Annotated in this window: 13 protein-coding genes; 12 read left to right on the top strand and 1 reads right to left on the bottom strand. The window is 39.1% G+C overall.

The window, feature by feature from the left end; translation table 11 throughout:
- Window positions 1-21: 21 nt before the first annotated feature.
- Window positions 22-585 (top strand): cytochrome c family protein, encoded by a 564-nt coding sequence (locus NNJ85_RS02765; protein WP_254473368.1) that lies wholly within the window; start codon window positions 22-24, stop codon window positions 583-585.
- A 470-nt stretch (window positions 586-1,055) separates the two neighbouring features.
- On the opposite strand, the gene NNJ85_RS02760 is transcribed toward NNJ85_RS02765, so the two are convergent.
- Window positions 1,056-1,850 carry a molybdopterin-synthase adenylyltransferase MoeB gene (locus NNJ85_RS02760; RefSeq protein ID WP_254473366.1) on the bottom strand — a complete coding sequence of 265 codons (795 nt, stop codon included), beginning with the start codon at window positions 1,848-1,850 and terminating at the stop codon, window positions 1,056-1,058.
- Window positions 1,851-1,937: 87 nt separating this feature from the next.
- On the opposite strand from NNJ85_RS02760, the gene gshB reads away from it, so the two are divergent.
- From gshB to NNJ85_RS02705, 11 genes are all read left to right on the top strand, one after another.
- Window positions 1,938-2,876: a glutathione synthase gene (gene gshB, locus NNJ85_RS02755; RefSeq protein ID WP_254473364.1), complete on the top strand. Its 939-nt coding sequence runs from the start codon at window positions 1,938-1,940 to the stop codon at window positions 2,874-2,876.
- 140 nt (window positions 2,877-3,016) lie between these two features.
- On the top strand, window positions 3,017-4,063 hold the full coding sequence (locus NNJ85_RS02750; RefSeq protein WP_254473362.1) for a PstS family phosphate ABC transporter substrate-binding protein: 1,047 nt from the start codon (window positions 3,017-3,019) through the stop codon (window positions 4,061-4,063).
- A gap of 62 nt (window positions 4,064-4,125) precedes the next feature.
- Complete coding sequence (gene pstC / locus NNJ85_RS02745) at window positions 4,126-5,586, top strand: phosphate ABC transporter permease subunit PstC (RefSeq protein ID WP_254473360.1); 1,461 nt, start codon at window positions 4,126-4,128, stop codon at window positions 5,584-5,586.
- Window positions 5,579-6,871: a phosphate ABC transporter permease PstA gene (gene pstA / locus NNJ85_RS02740; protein ID WP_254473358.1), complete on the top strand. Its 1,293-nt coding sequence runs from the start codon at window positions 5,579-5,581 to the stop codon at window positions 6,869-6,871. Before pstC ends, pstA begins: the two co-directional genes overlap by 8 nt.
- 50 nt (window positions 6,872-6,921) lie before the next feature.
- Entirely contained in the window at window positions 6,922-7,680 is a 759-nt protein-coding gene (pstB, locus tag NNJ85_RS02735) for a phosphate ABC transporter ATP-binding protein PstB (protein WP_139412809.1), read from the top strand.
- A gap of 21 nt (window positions 7,681-7,701) precedes the next feature.
- Window positions 7,702-8,424 (top strand): phosphate signaling complex protein PhoU, encoded by a 723-nt coding sequence (phoU, locus tag NNJ85_RS02730; protein WP_254473357.1) that lies wholly within the window; start codon window positions 7,702-7,704, stop codon window positions 8,422-8,424.
- A gap of 570 nt (window positions 8,425-8,994) precedes the next feature.
- On the top strand, window positions 8,995-9,831 hold the full coding sequence (locus NNJ85_RS02725; protein WP_254473355.1) for a cell wall hydrolase: 837 nt from the start codon (window positions 8,995-8,997) through the stop codon (window positions 9,829-9,831).
- Window positions 9,832-10,010: 179 nt separating this feature from the next.
- The gene (locus NNJ85_RS02720) at window positions 10,011-11,258 is read left to right on the top strand and encodes an aminopeptidase (protein ID WP_254473353.1); all 1,248 of its coding nucleotides are present in this window, start codon (window positions 10,011-10,013) and stop codon (window positions 11,256-11,258) included.
- A gap of 285 nt (window positions 11,259-11,543) precedes the next feature.
- A complete protein-coding gene (mutM, locus tag NNJ85_RS02715) occupies window positions 11,544-12,419 on the top strand; it encodes a bifunctional DNA-formamidopyrimidine glycosylase/DNA-(apurinic or apyrimidinic site) lyase (protein WP_254473351.1) in 876 nt (291 codons plus the stop codon).
- 84 nt (window positions 12,420-12,503) lie between these two features.
- Window positions 12,504-13,898: a M20/M25/M40 family metallo-hydrolase gene (locus NNJ85_RS02710; RefSeq protein ID WP_254473349.1), complete on the top strand. Its 1,395-nt coding sequence runs from the start codon at window positions 12,504-12,506 to the stop codon at window positions 13,896-13,898.
- Window positions 13,891-14,511: a ribonuclease D gene (locus NNJ85_RS02705; RefSeq protein ID WP_254473347.1), complete on the top strand. Its 621-nt coding sequence runs from the start codon at window positions 13,891-13,893 to the stop codon at window positions 14,509-14,511. Before NNJ85_RS02710 ends, NNJ85_RS02705 begins: the two co-directional genes overlap by 8 nt.
- The last annotated feature ends 139 nt before the right edge of the window (window positions 14,512-14,650 follow it).

Genomic DNA, 14,650 nt, shown 5'->3' with positions numbered 1-14,650 from the left:
ACCATGAACATTTGAGTTTTTATGAATCGCTCGAAAGTTATCTATTTTATTTGTGCGTGTTTATGTGTGCTAGTTATTGTTGTGGGGATTTCCACACTGAGCGATATCATTTACGATCATTCTCCATCAGGCCAATATCAGCACACAGCTACCAAGAATGATACATTCAAAGAAAAACAAAAAGAATCTCATGTCACCATATCACTCAATAGCCGCCTTCAACAAGGCAATTTTGAAAATGGGCGTAAAATTTTTCGCCAATGTGCCATATGCCACACTTCTGGACGCAACCAAGCAGGGCGTGTTGGTCCAGTTCTTTGGGAAATTGTCAATCGTCCTTTGGCCTCAGCAGCAGGTTTTGCCTATTCACGGGCGTTGCGCGCACATTCTGATCAAAAATGGGATTTCGTAACGTTAGATCGTTATCTGCATTCTCCACGTAAAGCATTCCCTGGGACTACTATGTCTTTCCGTGGAATTAAAGATGACCAAGATCGTGCTGATCTTTTGCTTTATTTACGCAGTTTATCCGATCATCCTGTTACCATACCAATGGATAATGATAAAGCAAATGAGCCAAATTAACTTATACTATAGAGGCTCATTTTAGAAATAAGGATGATTAGTTTTTTTGTTTATGATTTTAGTTTCAAGGTTTTATTGCAAGAGCTCTTATTGGTGTTTTGATAGGGGAAACGCCTCTCACGTAAAACAGAAGACACTTCACGTTGCATATTTCCCCGCTTGTTTTAAAGAGATCTTTTAAGAAAATGCACTCTTTACGCTGTCATCTGCAGATTGGGTTTCGAGATCGATTTGCTTCACTTTTTCCACATATACTTGTCTGTGAAATTATCACTGAAGGATTATCCATTTATGAGCGACAGCTTTCTGTTTTTAAATGCAAATAATAATTATTATGTGATAAAAGCTCTCCATGAAGTTTATCCTTAATCCTTTTATACACATCAATTCCCCTGTGTTTTTCTTATGGACAGAGACAAATGCTTGTTCAAGGCATATCGCGAGAATCTTAAAAATGAGTAGGGATAACATCATGTTTTTCTGGGCTTTTTAAGAGCAATGGTATTTTCTCTGGAATTTGATCGTTTATAGGTAATAACATGAAATTGCGCTAATAAGCCATTATAGAGGAGAACTTTTCCTACGAGTGGGTCTCCGATGTTTGTGATTATTTTAATGGCTTCCATTGCTTGTAGGGTTCCAATAACGCCGGGTAAAGCACCGATGATTCCAGCTTCAGCACATGTTGGGATCGTGTCGGGAGCAGGAGGGGTGGGGAATAAATCGCGATAGTGAGGGTTATTGTCTTTATACGGCATAAGGACGGTTAATGAGCCATTAAAACGTTCTACAGCGCCACTTATTAAAGGCTTTTTGCATTGAGCCGTGTGATCAGCAAGAAGATAGCGTGTGGTAAAATTATCACTTCCATCAACAATGATGTGGTAGGCATTGAGCAGTTTATCCACATTCCTTTCATCTAAGCGTAGGGTGTGTTTTTCGACCATAACATGGGGATTTATGGCTTTTATAGTGGTTTCAGCACTGTCTGTTTTGCTTTGGTTGATTGCCTTTGTCTTATGAATAATTTGGCGCTGTAAATTGGAAAGTGAAACGGTGTCATCATCGACAATTCCAAGGGTTCCAACACCTGCGGCAGCCAAATAAGTTAAGACAGGTGCTCCAAGACCACCAGCACCCACAACAAGAACACGCGCTTGTTTGAGCTTTTGTTGTCCCGCACCACCAATCTCAGGCAAAATGATGTGACGTGCATAGCGTTCGATTTCTTCGTTATTGAATTTTGTATCTGTTTCTTGTGTCATGAAATTTCTCTTGTCATCATTATTTTATTGTTTACTAAGTTTATAGTGCATAGACCAGTCTGCTTTTAGGATAGGGAGGATTTATTGATGAAAATTGCTATTCAGATGGATCATATTTCAACCGTTCGGATTCAAGGAGATACGACATTTGCTCTCGCTTTAGCAGCGCAAGAACGTGGACACTCTCTTTTCCATTATACTCCAGATCGTTTATCTCTGTGCAATGGTTGTGTGATTGCACGCTTAGAGTCATTGATTCTCTATGAGGAAGAGGGAAAGCACTATCAATTAGGAAAGCCTGTTCGTGCGGAATTAAGAGATATGGATGTGGTTCTTTTGCGCCAAGATCCGCCTTTTGATCTCAATTATATCACCACGACACATTTATTAGAACGTATTCATCCAAAAACACTTGTTGTGAATGATCCGGCATGGGTACGCAACAGTCCAGAGAAAATTTTTGTGACAGAATTTTCTGATTTGATGCCTGAAACGTTAATTACCAAAGATATTGAAGAAATAACTGCTTTTAGAGAGACATTTGGCGATATTATTGTGAAACCACTTTATGGGAATGGGGGCGCTGGTGTTTTTTATTTAAAACAAGATGATCGCAATTTAGCATCGTTGTTGGAAATGTTTGCAGACATTTATCGCGAACCTTTTATTGTTCAGAGTTATTTAGAGGCAGTACGAAAAGGAGATAAACGGATTATTTTGCTTGATGGCACACCTGTTGGAGCCATTAATCGAATTCCGACAAAAACAGATGTGCGTTCTAACATGCATGTTGGAGGTCGTGCGGAAAATGTTGAATTAACAAAACGTGATTATGAAATTTGTGAACGCATTGGTCCAGCCTTAAAGAAACGTGGTCTTCTGTTTGTGGGGATTGATGTGATTGGAGATTATATAACAGAAATCAATGTAACGTCTCCTACGGGAATTCGTGAAATTAAACGCTTCTGCGGTACAGATATTGCACATCTGTTTTGGGATATTGTTGAGTTTAAACGTTCAAATTAATTTATACGGGGTTCAATCATAGTTTTTGTTAAAAAAATGATCCATGTTGTTTTTTATTTTGTTATGTTGCAAATGTGAACTAAAATGAGCGTATGATATAAATTAAGAGGCTTTATCCTCGATTTTTAGGGAGTTTATAGATGAGCAGAGTCTTATCAATTGGAGTGGGATTGGTTTTTGTGTTACTGCTGTCAGCAAATATAGGCAATGCGCGTGATCAAATACAGATTACTGGTTCATCTACAGTTTTACCTTATCAAAAGATTGTTGCTGAGACCTTTGGAGAAATTTATCCCCATTTTAAGGTTCCTGTTATCGAATCGGGTGGAACAGGAGCGGGAATTAAGGAATTTTGCCGTGGTATTGGGGAGAACACCGTTGATATTGTGAATGCTTCGCGGGCAATGAAATCGAGTGAATTGCAGTCTTGTTTTGAGGCTGGTGTGAAAGATATTGAGCAAATACGCATTGGGTATGATGGCATTGTTTTTGCAACAGATATTAAAGGTCCTGATTGGAAATTACAACCGATAGATGTTTATAAAGCCCTTGCAGCTCGCGTTATTATAGACGGGAAGTTGCGGCCCAATCATGTTTTAAAATGGAGTGCAGTCAATAGCGCCCTTCCTGATTGGACGATAGCAGCCTATATTCCTGGAGAGAAGCATGGAACACGCGAAGTTTTTGAGGAAAAATTACTTGCTGTGGGCTGTAAAGAGAGTGGTGCAGTTGAGGTGATGAAGGCGTTGGGGATGGGTGATAAGGAAATACACGCTGCTTGTATTGCGGTCCGTAAGGATGGAAAAGCGGTTGATATTGATGGTGATTATTCTGAAACATTTGCGCGTCTAACATCGAATAAAACAGGGATTGGCATTTTTGGTTTGTCTTTTTATCAAAATAATGCTGATAGGTTAAAGGTTGCCGATATTAATGGTTTTGCGCCAACAGTTGAGACAATTTCTAGTGGACAATATCCAGTTTCTCGTCCACTTTTTTTCTATATTAAGAAAGCACATTTAGATATTGTTCCAGGTTTGCGAGAGTATGTTGATTTTTTCCTTTCTGAACAAATGATTGGTCCAGATAGCCCTTTGGCTGAATATGGTTTGATTGTTGCTCCTGAACAGGAACGTCAAGCACAGCGTTCTACTTTTTCTGCTGGTCGAGTCATGATGTTGAAATAATTTATCGCCGTTCCAGAGATAAGAGTTTTCGGTGCTATTTTTTATAAAAACTGAAAGATAAAATGCGCATTTCCTTCATTGTTTTTTTGTTATTTCTTTTTGGATTTTGTGGCTTTTGTATTTCTTATATGCGAGCACGTACTCTTGAATATAAACAACATAAAATGCATTCTCGTGCCTATTATTACGGCTGGTGGACTTTTTTGATCACTGTTATTCCAGCTTTTATTTTTTTAATTTTGTGGGATGCTGGGAGTACAATTTATTTAGAATATAATGCCTCTCGAGAGTTTGGGGCGTATAGTACGCATATAACAGAGTCTGTCAATCATGATCTACTTTGGGAGATTCTTCGAAATCTCGTCAAAATGATGCATCGCTTTGAAGGGGATCTATCCACTGCTTCTTATAAGGAAGTGCAGACACAATTACTTGCAACAGGATTGATGTTGCCTCATGAAGTATTGGATGATGTGTTCAAAATAGCGCGGTCATGGATGCTTTCTTCTGAAAAGCTTCAATTTATTGGTCGTGGTTTCCTTTTTGCTATTGCCTCCTTTGGTTTTATCTGTGGAATAATACAAATTGCGCCTCATCAGCGTGCGCGCAATAAGGTTGAATCTTTAATTATCATTGGCTTGGCTTGTGCTTCTATCGTTGCAGTCTTGACGACAATAGCCATTGCATTGTCTCTGTTCTTTCAGACAGTAAGCTTTTTTCAGTCTGTATCCTTTTCAAATTTCTTTTTAGGAACGGTTTGGGATCCGCGTTTTTCCGTGAGTGGTGCAGGCGATGAAGCTGGACAATTTGGTTTAATACCGCTCCTTGCTGGTACACTTTATATTGCCTTTGTTGCCATGCTTTTTGCTGTACCTATAGGCCTATTTTCAGCTCTTTATATGGCCGAGTATGCTTCTGCGCGATTGCGAGCAATTGTAAAACCATTATTAGAAGTTCTTGCTGGCATTCCAACCATTGTTTATGGTTTTTTTGCTTTAAAGGTTGTTGGACCATTTTTACGAGATCTGTCTGTTTCTCTCTCAGGTGGGGGTGGTTTTATTATGGCACAAAGTGTTTTGACTGCTGGCATTGTGATGGGAATTATGTTGATTCCTTTTGTTTCTTCTTTGTCGGATGATATTATTACGGCTGTTCCACGCATTTTACGTGAAGGTTCTTATGGTTTAGGTGCAACGCAATCTGAAACAATTAAAAAAGTCGTTATACCCGCAGCACTTCCAGGGATTATGGGGGCTATTTTGTTGACGGCATCGCGTGCAATTGGGGAAACAATGATTGTGGTTTTGGCGGCAGGCGTTGCAGCAAACTTAACACTCAATCCTTTCGAAGCAATGACCACCATGACGGTTAAGATTGTTAATCAATTGACCGGTGATTTTGAGTTTAATTCTCCACAAACTTTGGTGGCTTTTGCTTTGGGAATGACACTCTTTGTGATGACACTCTTGATGAATATTCTAGCTCTTTATATTGTGCGTAAATATCGGGAACAATATGAATAAAGAAGATTTTTTTCCTCGTCGCAATATTAGCCTTAAGCGTCGGTATAGGGCTGAACGTCGTTTTCGTGCCTATGGTTTGATTGCTATTTTTATTGGTTTGTTTTTTTTATTTGCGCTTTTATGGTCGATCATGCGTCAAGGCTATACAGCTTTTTTTCAAAGTGAAATGACATTATTGATTTATTTGGATGAAAAGATTATTGATCCAAGTGGTCAACGTCAAACAAAACCACAAGTTCTCATAACAGCGAATTATCCGCTTCTTGTACGCAATGCTTTAGCAAAAAAACTTAAAGTCAATCAAAATGATCACACCTCTCTGAGGGACATTAACCGTATGTTTTCAAGTGGTGTGCGTGTTCAACTGCGTGAAATGGTGACAAAAAATCCAAAACTGATTGGCACAATGCAAAAAATCAGAGTTTTGGCAGCCGCAGATATTGATTCTGCTTATAAGGGGCAGATTGATCTGCATGTAGCAGAAAAAAATCGCAAAGTTTCTAATCGACAAGTAGAATGGATAAAGCGTTTAGCGCATGATGGTACGCTTTATAAAACATTTAATATTGGTTTTTTTACATTTGGTGCTTCAAGCCGCCCTGAGACTGCGGGATTAGCTGTTGCGATCATTGGTTCTCTTTATATGATCGGCATCGTTTTATTGGTTTCGCTGCCGATAGGCATAGCAACGGCTCTTTATTTAGAAGAATATGCACGCAAAAATAAATTTACAGATTTTATTGAAGTAAATATCAATAACCTTGCCGCTGTTCCTTCGATTGTCTTTGGTCTTTTAGGACTTGCAGTTTTTGTTAATTTTTTAGGATTACCACGTTCAGCCTCTTTTGTTGGTGGTCTTGTTTTAGCGCTCATGACTCTTCCCACGATCATTATTGCAACACGTTCTGCTTTGCGTGCTGTTCCTCTCTCTATTCGTGCTGCAGCTTTAGGGTTGGGGGCATCAAAAACACAAATGATTTTTCATCATGTTGTTCCTTTAGCGGCGCCTGGTATTTTGACTGGTACGATTATTGGAGTCGCTCAGGCTTTAGGTGAAACAGCACCCTTGCTTTTGATTGGAATGGTTGCTTTTGTTGTTAATACTCCTACAACTCCCATGGATCCAGCAACAGCTTTGCCTGTTCAAATTTTTATGTGGGCGGGTGAAGCAGAGCGCGCTTTTGTTGAAAAGACATCAGGAGCTATTATTGTCTTAATGATTTTTCTTGCGATCATGAATATTTCTGCGTTTTTTTTACGTCGACGATTTGAACGCCGCCAGTAATTTAAATAAAATAACAACTTCGATGAGATTTTTGTAAGGTGAGTTTTGTCATGAAGATTAAAATGCGTGGTCAAGATGTGAAGGTTTCTTATGGAGACAAGGAAGCACTTCATGGTATTACCCTTGATATTCCTGAACATCAAGTCACTGCTTTGATTGGTCCATCAGGATGTGGAAAATCGACTTTTTTGCGTTGTTTCAACCGTATGAATGACACGATTGAAGGGGCAAAAATAACGGGTCTTATCACTTTGGATGGGGAGAATATTTATGACCAGAGAATTGATGTTGTAGAATTACGGGCTCGTGTTGGAATGGTTTTTCAAAAGCCTAGTCCTTTTCCAAAATCTATATTTGAAAATGTTGCCTACGGTCCGCGCATTCATGGTTTGGTGAAAACGCGTTCTGAATTGCATGATGTGGTTGAAAAGAGTTTGAGACAGGCGGGTTTGTTTGAAGAAGTAAAAGATCGTCTTCATGATCTTGGAACAAGTTTATCGGGAGGGCAACAACAGCGTTTGTGTATTGCGCGTGCCATTGCGGTTAGTCCCGAAGTTATTTTGATGGATGAGCCTTGTTCAGCTCTTGATCCCATTGCGACGGCTCGGATTGAAGAGCTTATCGATGCGTTACGGCAAAATTATACAATTGTTATTGTAACACATTCTATGCAACAGGCGGCACGTGTTTCTCAATATACGGCTATGTTTCATTTAGGGCATTTAGTCGAAGTTGGTGCAACTGAAATGATCTTCACTTCACCAAAAGAACAACGGACGCAAGATTATATTACGGGGCGTTTTGGATAGGTGAATTGAGGAGTATAAGATATGTCTATGAACCATACTGTTCGTTCTTATGATGCAGAACTAAAATATCTAAAAGCAAGGATTACAGAAATGGGGCGCCATGCGGAAAGAATGATTGAATGTTCTGTTGCATCAGTTGTCTGTAGTGATCTTCAACTTGCAACGGCAGTGATTGCCGATGATGTATTTTTAGATGAAGCAGAACGTGATATTGATGAAAAAGCGGTTGCTATTATTTGCAAGCGTCAACCGATGGGTGTAGATTTGCGTGAAATTATAGGAGTCATTCGTATTTCTTCTGATCTTGAGCGGATTGGGGATATGGCCAAAAACATCGCTAAGAGGACTGTTGCCCTTTCAGAAATACGTCAGTCTGCCTCTTTTTATCATGGGCTTGAAACAATTACAGCTTTAGCGCTCAATCAATTAAAAGAAGTCTTAGATGCATATACGAGTCGCCGATTAGAGCGTATTGACGCTGTGCGTGAGCGTGATGAGAAGATTGATGCTTTGTATACTTCTCTTTTTCGTGAACTTTTGACATATATGATGGAAGATATGCGCAATATTACGGTTTGTACGCACTTGTTATTTTGTTTAAAGAATATTGAACGAATTGGTGATCATGTTACCAATATTGCTGAAATGTTGCATTATATCATAACGGGGTATCATATGTCTTCTGATCGTCCTCGTGATGACCTTACCTATAAAGTTGGCGTAGGTGAGAAGAAAAGAGATTAAAAGTTGCTTGTAGATACATTGAGTATTTTCTTACAATACAGAAGCTTTAGAAAGAACATCAATAAGGATATAGTAACCATATGATGAAAAAGCATACAGAAGCACCAAAGAGTTTTTTAGGCTAACATGGCAGATTATTAACTCTTAATTTGACATTTTTATATATTGGATGATACCATCACTTGAATTATGCCGGAGGGGGATCTTCTTTCTGATCATTTTGTTAAGATTTATATTATAAGGGGGTATCTGTATTATTTTTTCAATATTGATGCAAAGAGTTTTAATATCCCAGTCTTTTTTCGTATGTAGAATGAGTGATCATATTATTTTATTGTGATTGAAATGTGTGGGTTGTTAGAGGCTTATATTGTTCCATGAGGAGCGACAATATTGATCTATAAATTAAGAGTATTTTATTTTTTATTTTGCATAGATAGTTTTTGATTACCATTTGTATTAAAATTTTACTGATTGGTAACAATTAGCTGTATACTTTATTGAGAGATACATTTAAAGCTCATTTCAAAATTTGAATAGCTCAAAGATTATAGGAATGCGTTGCCTAAGATGAAAAAAAATCGTTGGAATGTTTTTGTTACCTGTTGCGTAGCACCGTTAGTTGTTGTGGGGTGTGCTGTAAATCATTTAGATGCTGAAAAAGTAAATAATAAGAAAACAAAAACAGTTACGTATCCATTGACAGAGCGCCAATGCCTTATGCGTGCGATGTATTTTGAGTCAAATCGTTCGAGCCGTGAAGGGATGATTGCCGTTGGGACGGTTGTTATGAATCGTGTTAATTCAAGCGCTTATCCTAAGACGATTTGTGGTGTTGTTGGTCAATATAAGCAATTTGCGCCTGGTGTTTTAACGCGTCCTATGACGGAGAAAGCGTCTGTTGCTCGTGTAAGAGAAGCTGCTGATGCAGTTTTACAGGGTGAACGAGATAAGAAGGTTAAACACGCTAAGTTTTTTCATACCGCTGGTTTGTCTTTTCCTTATAAAAACATGCACTATGTTCATATTGCAGGGGGGAATGCTTTTTATGAAAAACGATCCCGTGATGGATCACTTCAAATTCCTACGGATAATCGTCCTTATGATGTTGCTTATGCCTTTGCTCAGGAGCGTTCTGGTTATGCGCCAAGCTTTATCGATGAAGGTTTAGAAAGTAAGGGAGTCAAAGCAGAGAAAAGTGCATCTCCTTCAACAGAAGTAGCTCTGTCCAAGACGGTACAACCTACATCTTTTGCTATGGTACAGCTTGATAAAGTTCCTATTCCAACCTATGCCCCTCAACATCTAGCGAGGAAAGAGGAAAATAAAACAATTATGGCGTTGCCTTCATCAGATCAGTTAAATGCAATTGTTGCCATGTTAGAAAAGCGACACAGAAACTGGTAAGTTTTTGTGCGACCGAAGAAGAGTTTTACACCCCATTGCGGTTTATGAATTCAGTGAACTCTTTAGTAATGTGCTACATATAAATAGATGTAGAGAAAGTAAATTGAAAGGATCTGGAAAAGCAATTTAGAATATGGTGGCGTTAAAGAACGCATTTTACTTAAAGAAGGGTATAGGTAATGTATTTTGATATTCATGAGACAATTTCGCCTGAAATGCTTAATCGTCTTGCAGAAGTTACGGTAAAAGTGGGGCTAAATTTACAAGAGGGGCAGGATCTTGTTTTGACTGCTCCAGTTTCAGCATTACCTTTTGTTCGGCGTATTGCATATCATGCTTATAAGGTTGGTGCTGGCGTCATTACACCAATTTTTAGTGATGATATGTTATCGCTTACGCGTTTTGAAAATGCCCATACAGCTAGTTTTGATTGTGCTCCTTCTTGGCTCTATGAGGGAATGGCGAAGGCTTTTGAAAATGGGGCTGCACGTTTAGCGATTGTTGGTGATAATCCTTTACTCTTTTCCAATCAAGACTTTGATAAGATTGCGCGATTAAATAAAGCCACTTCAATGGCTTACCAGCCGGCACTCAAGCAAATATCGAACTTTGCTATGAATTGGTCGATTGTTGCTTATCCAACAGCAGGATGGGCTGAGGCGATTTTTCCTTCTTTACCACTTAATGAGGCGATTAAGAAATTAGCTGATGCCATTTTTTCTGCTTCACGTGTTACAGGAGAAGATCCGGTGCATGCGTGGGCTGTCCATAATGAAAATTTGAAGAAACGGTCATCTCGGCTTAATGAGCAGCGTTTTTCTGCTTTGCATTTTACAGGACCAGGGACTGATTTAACCGTTGGTTTAGCAGATGGTCATGAATGGCATGGGGGTGCATCCATTGCTCAAAATGGTGTTGTTTGCAATCCTAATATTCCGACAGAAGAAGTTTTCACGACTCCTCATGCTCATAGGGTTGAAGGTTTTGTTCGCTCAACAAAGCCTCTTTCCTATCAAGGAACATTGATTGATAATATTGAAGTGCGTTTTGAAGCAGGGCGCATTGTTGAGGCCAGAGCATCAACAGGCGAGGCAGTTTTTCAGCGAGTTTTGCAAAATGATGAAGGTGCAAGCCGATTGGGTGAAGTTGCTCTTGTCCCTCATTCTTCACCAATTTCTAAGAGTGAGCTCCTTTTTTATAATACCTTATTTGATGAAAATGCAGCCTGTCATATTGCTTTAGGGCAGTGTTATTCCAAATGCTTTTTAGATGGGGCATCATTGACATCAGAAGAGATTGCAGCACGTGGTGGTAATAAAAGTGTTATTCATATTGATTGGATGATTGGCTCTGGTGAAATTGACATAGATGGTCTTACGCAGGATGGTGTAAGAGTTCCTATCTTTCGTAAGGGAGAATGGGCTTAATTCTGTTATGCTGTAAAAGTCAAACACGACATTTGAGGTTGATAAGTCTCCTTGACAGGGCAAGTATTTCTAGAGTACGTGGGTGAATATTCAAGACAAAGCTTGATTGTGTAAAGCCTTTCGTTAAGTGAGTTACATGAGTATGAAGCCAAGTAAAGCCCACTCGACAGGAATCACCGTTATTTACAGAGCAGATGGGATGAAAATTTTTATTCTTTAAGGGTGAGGAAGAGATCAATTGATCAGTGATATGCTTGGAGAGTGCATAATTATTAAAGAGGAGTGATGCCTGAGCTTCCTGAAGTAGAGACAGTTCGTCGTGGACTTAAGTCTGTTGTCACTGATGCAAAGATAGTATCTATCAAACTTAATCGTAGAGATTTGCGTTTTCCTTTTCCTGAGGCTTTTTCTGAGCGGCTTATTGGCAGAAAAATTCTAGAACTTGGTCGACGTGCGAAATATTTATTATTTCATCTTTCTCAGGATGAAACGATTTTAAGCCATTTAGGAATGTCGGGGTCATGGCGTATAGAAAATGCTCTTTTAAGAAAAGCTTTTTCAACGACCAATAAATTGGTTAAGCATGATCATTTTATCATGGATATTCAGACAAGGAATGGTGAAGTTTATCATCTTATTTATAATGATGTGCGTCGCTTTGGGTTTATGCTGTTAGTTGATACGGACAAGCTTTATAAACACCCGCTTTTAAATAAGCTAGGGCTTGAACCTATGAGTCATGCATTTTCTGGTCGTTATTTACAAAAGGCTTTTGTTAATAAAAAAATGTCTCTCAAGGGTGTTTTACTTGATCAGTCTATCGTTGCGGGTCTTGGGAATATTTATGTTTGCGAGGCACTTTGGCGAAGTCGCTTATCTCCACAGCGTGGTGCATTTACATTGGCGTCAAAAACGGTACATGCACGTGAACTTGCAGATTCTTTAGCACAGAATATACGCAATGTAATTTCTGAAGCTATTTTATCTGGTGGCTCTTCTTTACGTGATTATATGCATATAGATGGTTCCCTTGGTTATTTTCAACATGCTTTTTCAGTTTATGGACGAGAAGGCAAGGAGTGTTTGGAATGCGGAACGCCTATATTACGTATTTTACAGGCTGGACGTTCAAGTTTTTACTGCTCACAGTGTCAAAAATGAATAAGATGTCTTGCAAAATCCTACAAGAGGCTTAAAGTCAGGTTCTTATATTATACGAATATATGAGGCTTGAGAGGTTTTTTTATGCTGAATAAAGTACTAACACATCTTGATGGAAATATAGAAAAGAGCCTTGAACGCCTTTTTTCTTTTTTACGTTTTCAATCGATTTCTACAGACTCGGCTTATAAGGATGCATGTCGTCAAGCAGCTGATTGGTTAGTAGAGGATTTAAAAAGCATAGGTTTTGAGGCTTCACGGCGTGACACGCCGGGTCATCCAATGGTTGTTGGGCATCATCCAGGACCTTCAGAGGATTGTTTACATGTGTTGTTTTACGGACATTATGATGTTCAACCTGTTGATCCCTTGAGTTTATGGGAGGATGATCCATTTACACCTTCTTTAAAAGAGAGAGATGGAGAGAAAGTTATTTGTGCTCGCGGAGCCTCTGATGATAAAGGTCAGTTGATGACATTTATTGAAGCATGTCGTGCCTATAAGCAAGCAACAGGACAGCTTCCTGTTAAAGTGACTATTTTATGTGAAGGTGAGGAAGAATGTGCTTCTCCTTCCCTTATTCCTTTTTTGAAAGCAAATAAGGAGGAGCTTAAGGCAGATTATGCACTGGTTTGTGATACGTCGATGTGGGATGCGGATACACCCTCTATTGCTCTTTCTCTTCGAGGAATTATGGCGGAAGAGATTATTATTACAGCAGCAAATCGTGATTTGCATTCTGGTTATTTTGGGGGCATAGCAGCTAATCCCATTCGTATTTTAGCTAAAATTTTGGCAGGACTTCACGATGAAAATAATAAGGTGACGCTTCCTGGTTTTTATGATGGCGTAGAAGAAACACCTTCACATATTTTACAATCATGGAATGCGCTTCATTGTACTGCTGAAAATTTGCTTGGTCCTATCGGTCTTTCCGTTCCAGCAGGTGAAAAAGGACGGAGCATTTTGGAGCTTGTATGGGCACGTCCTACCATGGAATTTAATGGTATTAGTGGGGGCTATGAAGGGGAAGGAATGAAAACGGTTATTGCGTCTCAGGCGAGTACAAAAGTATCCTGTCGTCTAGTTCATAAGCAAGATCCAGAGAAAATACGCCAAGCGTTGCGTGATTATGTCCGTAGCTTAATTCCTGCTGATTGTACGGTTGAATTTAAGAATCATGGTTCTTCTCCAGCACTTCAGCTTTCTGATGATTCACCTTTTATCAAGGAGGCAAAGGATGCTTTATCACAAGAGTGGGAAGTTCCTGCTGTCTTGACAGCCATGGGAGGGTCGATTCCAATTGTTGCTGATTTTCGGTCCATTCTTGGTATGGAAACTCTTTTGGTTGGTTTTGGATTGGCTGATGACCGTATTCATTCGCCTAATGAAAAGTATAATCTAAAATCATTTCATAAGGGGCAGAGATCTTGGGCGCGCATTCTTACCGCTTTAGCAAAGAGGAGGGTGAATGGCTGAGATTCGCGTTCATCAAGGTGATTTGTCAAACTTAGACAATTATAAAACTGATGCCGTTGCGATTGATACTGAGACTTTAGGATTACAACCACATCGTGATCGTTTGTGTGTTGTTCAGATTTCTCCTGGAGATGGAACTGCGGATATTATACAAATTGCTAAAGGACAAAAAAGTGCTCCTAATTTGTCCAAGCTTCTTAAAGATAATGCAGTCACCAAAATATTCCATTTTGGGCGTTTTGATCTTGCTATTTTAGCGCATACATTTGGTGTTATGCCAGAGGCTGTTTTTTGTACAAAGATCGCTTCAAAACTCACGCGTACCTATACGGATCGTCATGGCTTGAAAGAAATTTGTAATGAATTGCTGAATGTGAATATTTCTAAACAGCAACAATCTTCGGATTGGGCGGCAGAAACGTTATCACAGGCACAAATTGAATATGCTGCATCGGATGTGTTATATTTGCATCGTTTAAAGGCTATATTTGAAGAACGTTTAAGACGCGAAGAGCGAGAAAGTGTTGCCAAGGCGTGCTTTCAATTTTTGCCTATGAGAGCTAAGCTTGACCTTTTAGGATGGTCGGAAGTTGATATTTTTGCCCATAGCTAACTTTAAAGATTGACTTTTAATAGAAGTGAATTACTGATGCAAGAGGACAAAATGCCGATAATGTAGGCATTTTGTCCTTTTTCCTCTCATCTTTTCATAAAAAGTTATAACATAAGTGCTCTTTGATTTGAAGTTGAGG

This window comes from Bartonella sp. B1098 (assembly GCF_944896145.1).
GTDB lineage: Bacteria > Pseudomonadota > Alphaproteobacteria > Rhizobiales > Rhizobiaceae > Bartonella.
The sequence above is the reverse complement of the archived record's forward strand: the minus strand, read 5'-3'. Positions and strand labels throughout refer to the sequence as shown.

What these genes read in the sequence shown, in the direction of transcription:
- pstB (WP_139412809.1), top strand. Translation starts at nt 6,922, where the DNA reads ATGAAGATTAAAATGCGTGGTCAAGATGTGAAGGTTTCTTATGGAGAC.
- pstC (WP_254473360.1), top strand. Translation starts at nt 4,126, where the DNA reads ATGCGCATTTCCTTCATTGTTTTTTTGTTATTTCTTTTTGGATTTTGT.
- NNJ85_RS02725 (WP_254473355.1), top strand. Translation starts at nt 8,995, where the DNA reads ATGAAAAAAAATCGTTGGAATGTTTTTGTTACCTGTTGCGTAGCACCG.
- NNJ85_RS02750 (WP_254473362.1), top strand. Translation starts at nt 3,017, where the DNA reads ATGAGCAGAGTCTTATCAATTGGAGTGGGATTGGTTTTTGTGTTACTG.
- NNJ85_RS02705 (WP_254473347.1), top strand. Translation starts at nt 13,891, where the DNA reads ATGGCTGAGATTCGCGTTCATCAAGGTGATTTGTCAAACTTAGACAAT.
- pstA (WP_254473358.1), top strand. Translation starts at nt 5,579, where the DNA reads ATGAATAAAGAAGATTTTTTTCCTCGTCGCAATATTAGCCTTAAGCGT.
- NNJ85_RS02760 (WP_254473366.1), bottom strand. Translation starts at nt 1,850, where the DNA reads ATGACACAAGAAACAGATACAAAATTCAATAACGAAGAAATCGAACGC.
- gshB (WP_254473364.1), top strand. Translation starts at nt 1,938, where the DNA reads ATGAAAATTGCTATTCAGATGGATCATATTTCAACCGTTCGGATTCAA.
- NNJ85_RS02765 (WP_254473368.1), top strand. Translation starts at nt 22, where the DNA reads ATGAATCGCTCGAAAGTTATCTATTTTATTTGTGCGTGTTTATGTGTG.
- mutM (WP_254473351.1), top strand. Translation starts at nt 11,544, where the DNA reads ATGCCTGAGCTTCCTGAAGTAGAGACAGTTCGTCGTGGACTTAAGTCT.
- phoU (WP_254473357.1), top strand. Translation starts at nt 7,702, where the DNA reads ATGTCTATGAACCATACTGTTCGTTCTTATGATGCAGAACTAAAATAT.
- NNJ85_RS02710 (WP_254473349.1), top strand. Translation starts at nt 12,504, where the DNA reads ATGCTGAATAAAGTACTAACACATCTTGATGGAAATATAGAAAAGAGC.
- NNJ85_RS02720 (WP_254473353.1), top strand. Translation starts at nt 10,011, where the DNA reads ATGTATTTTGATATTCATGAGACAATTTCGCCTGAAATGCTTAATCGT.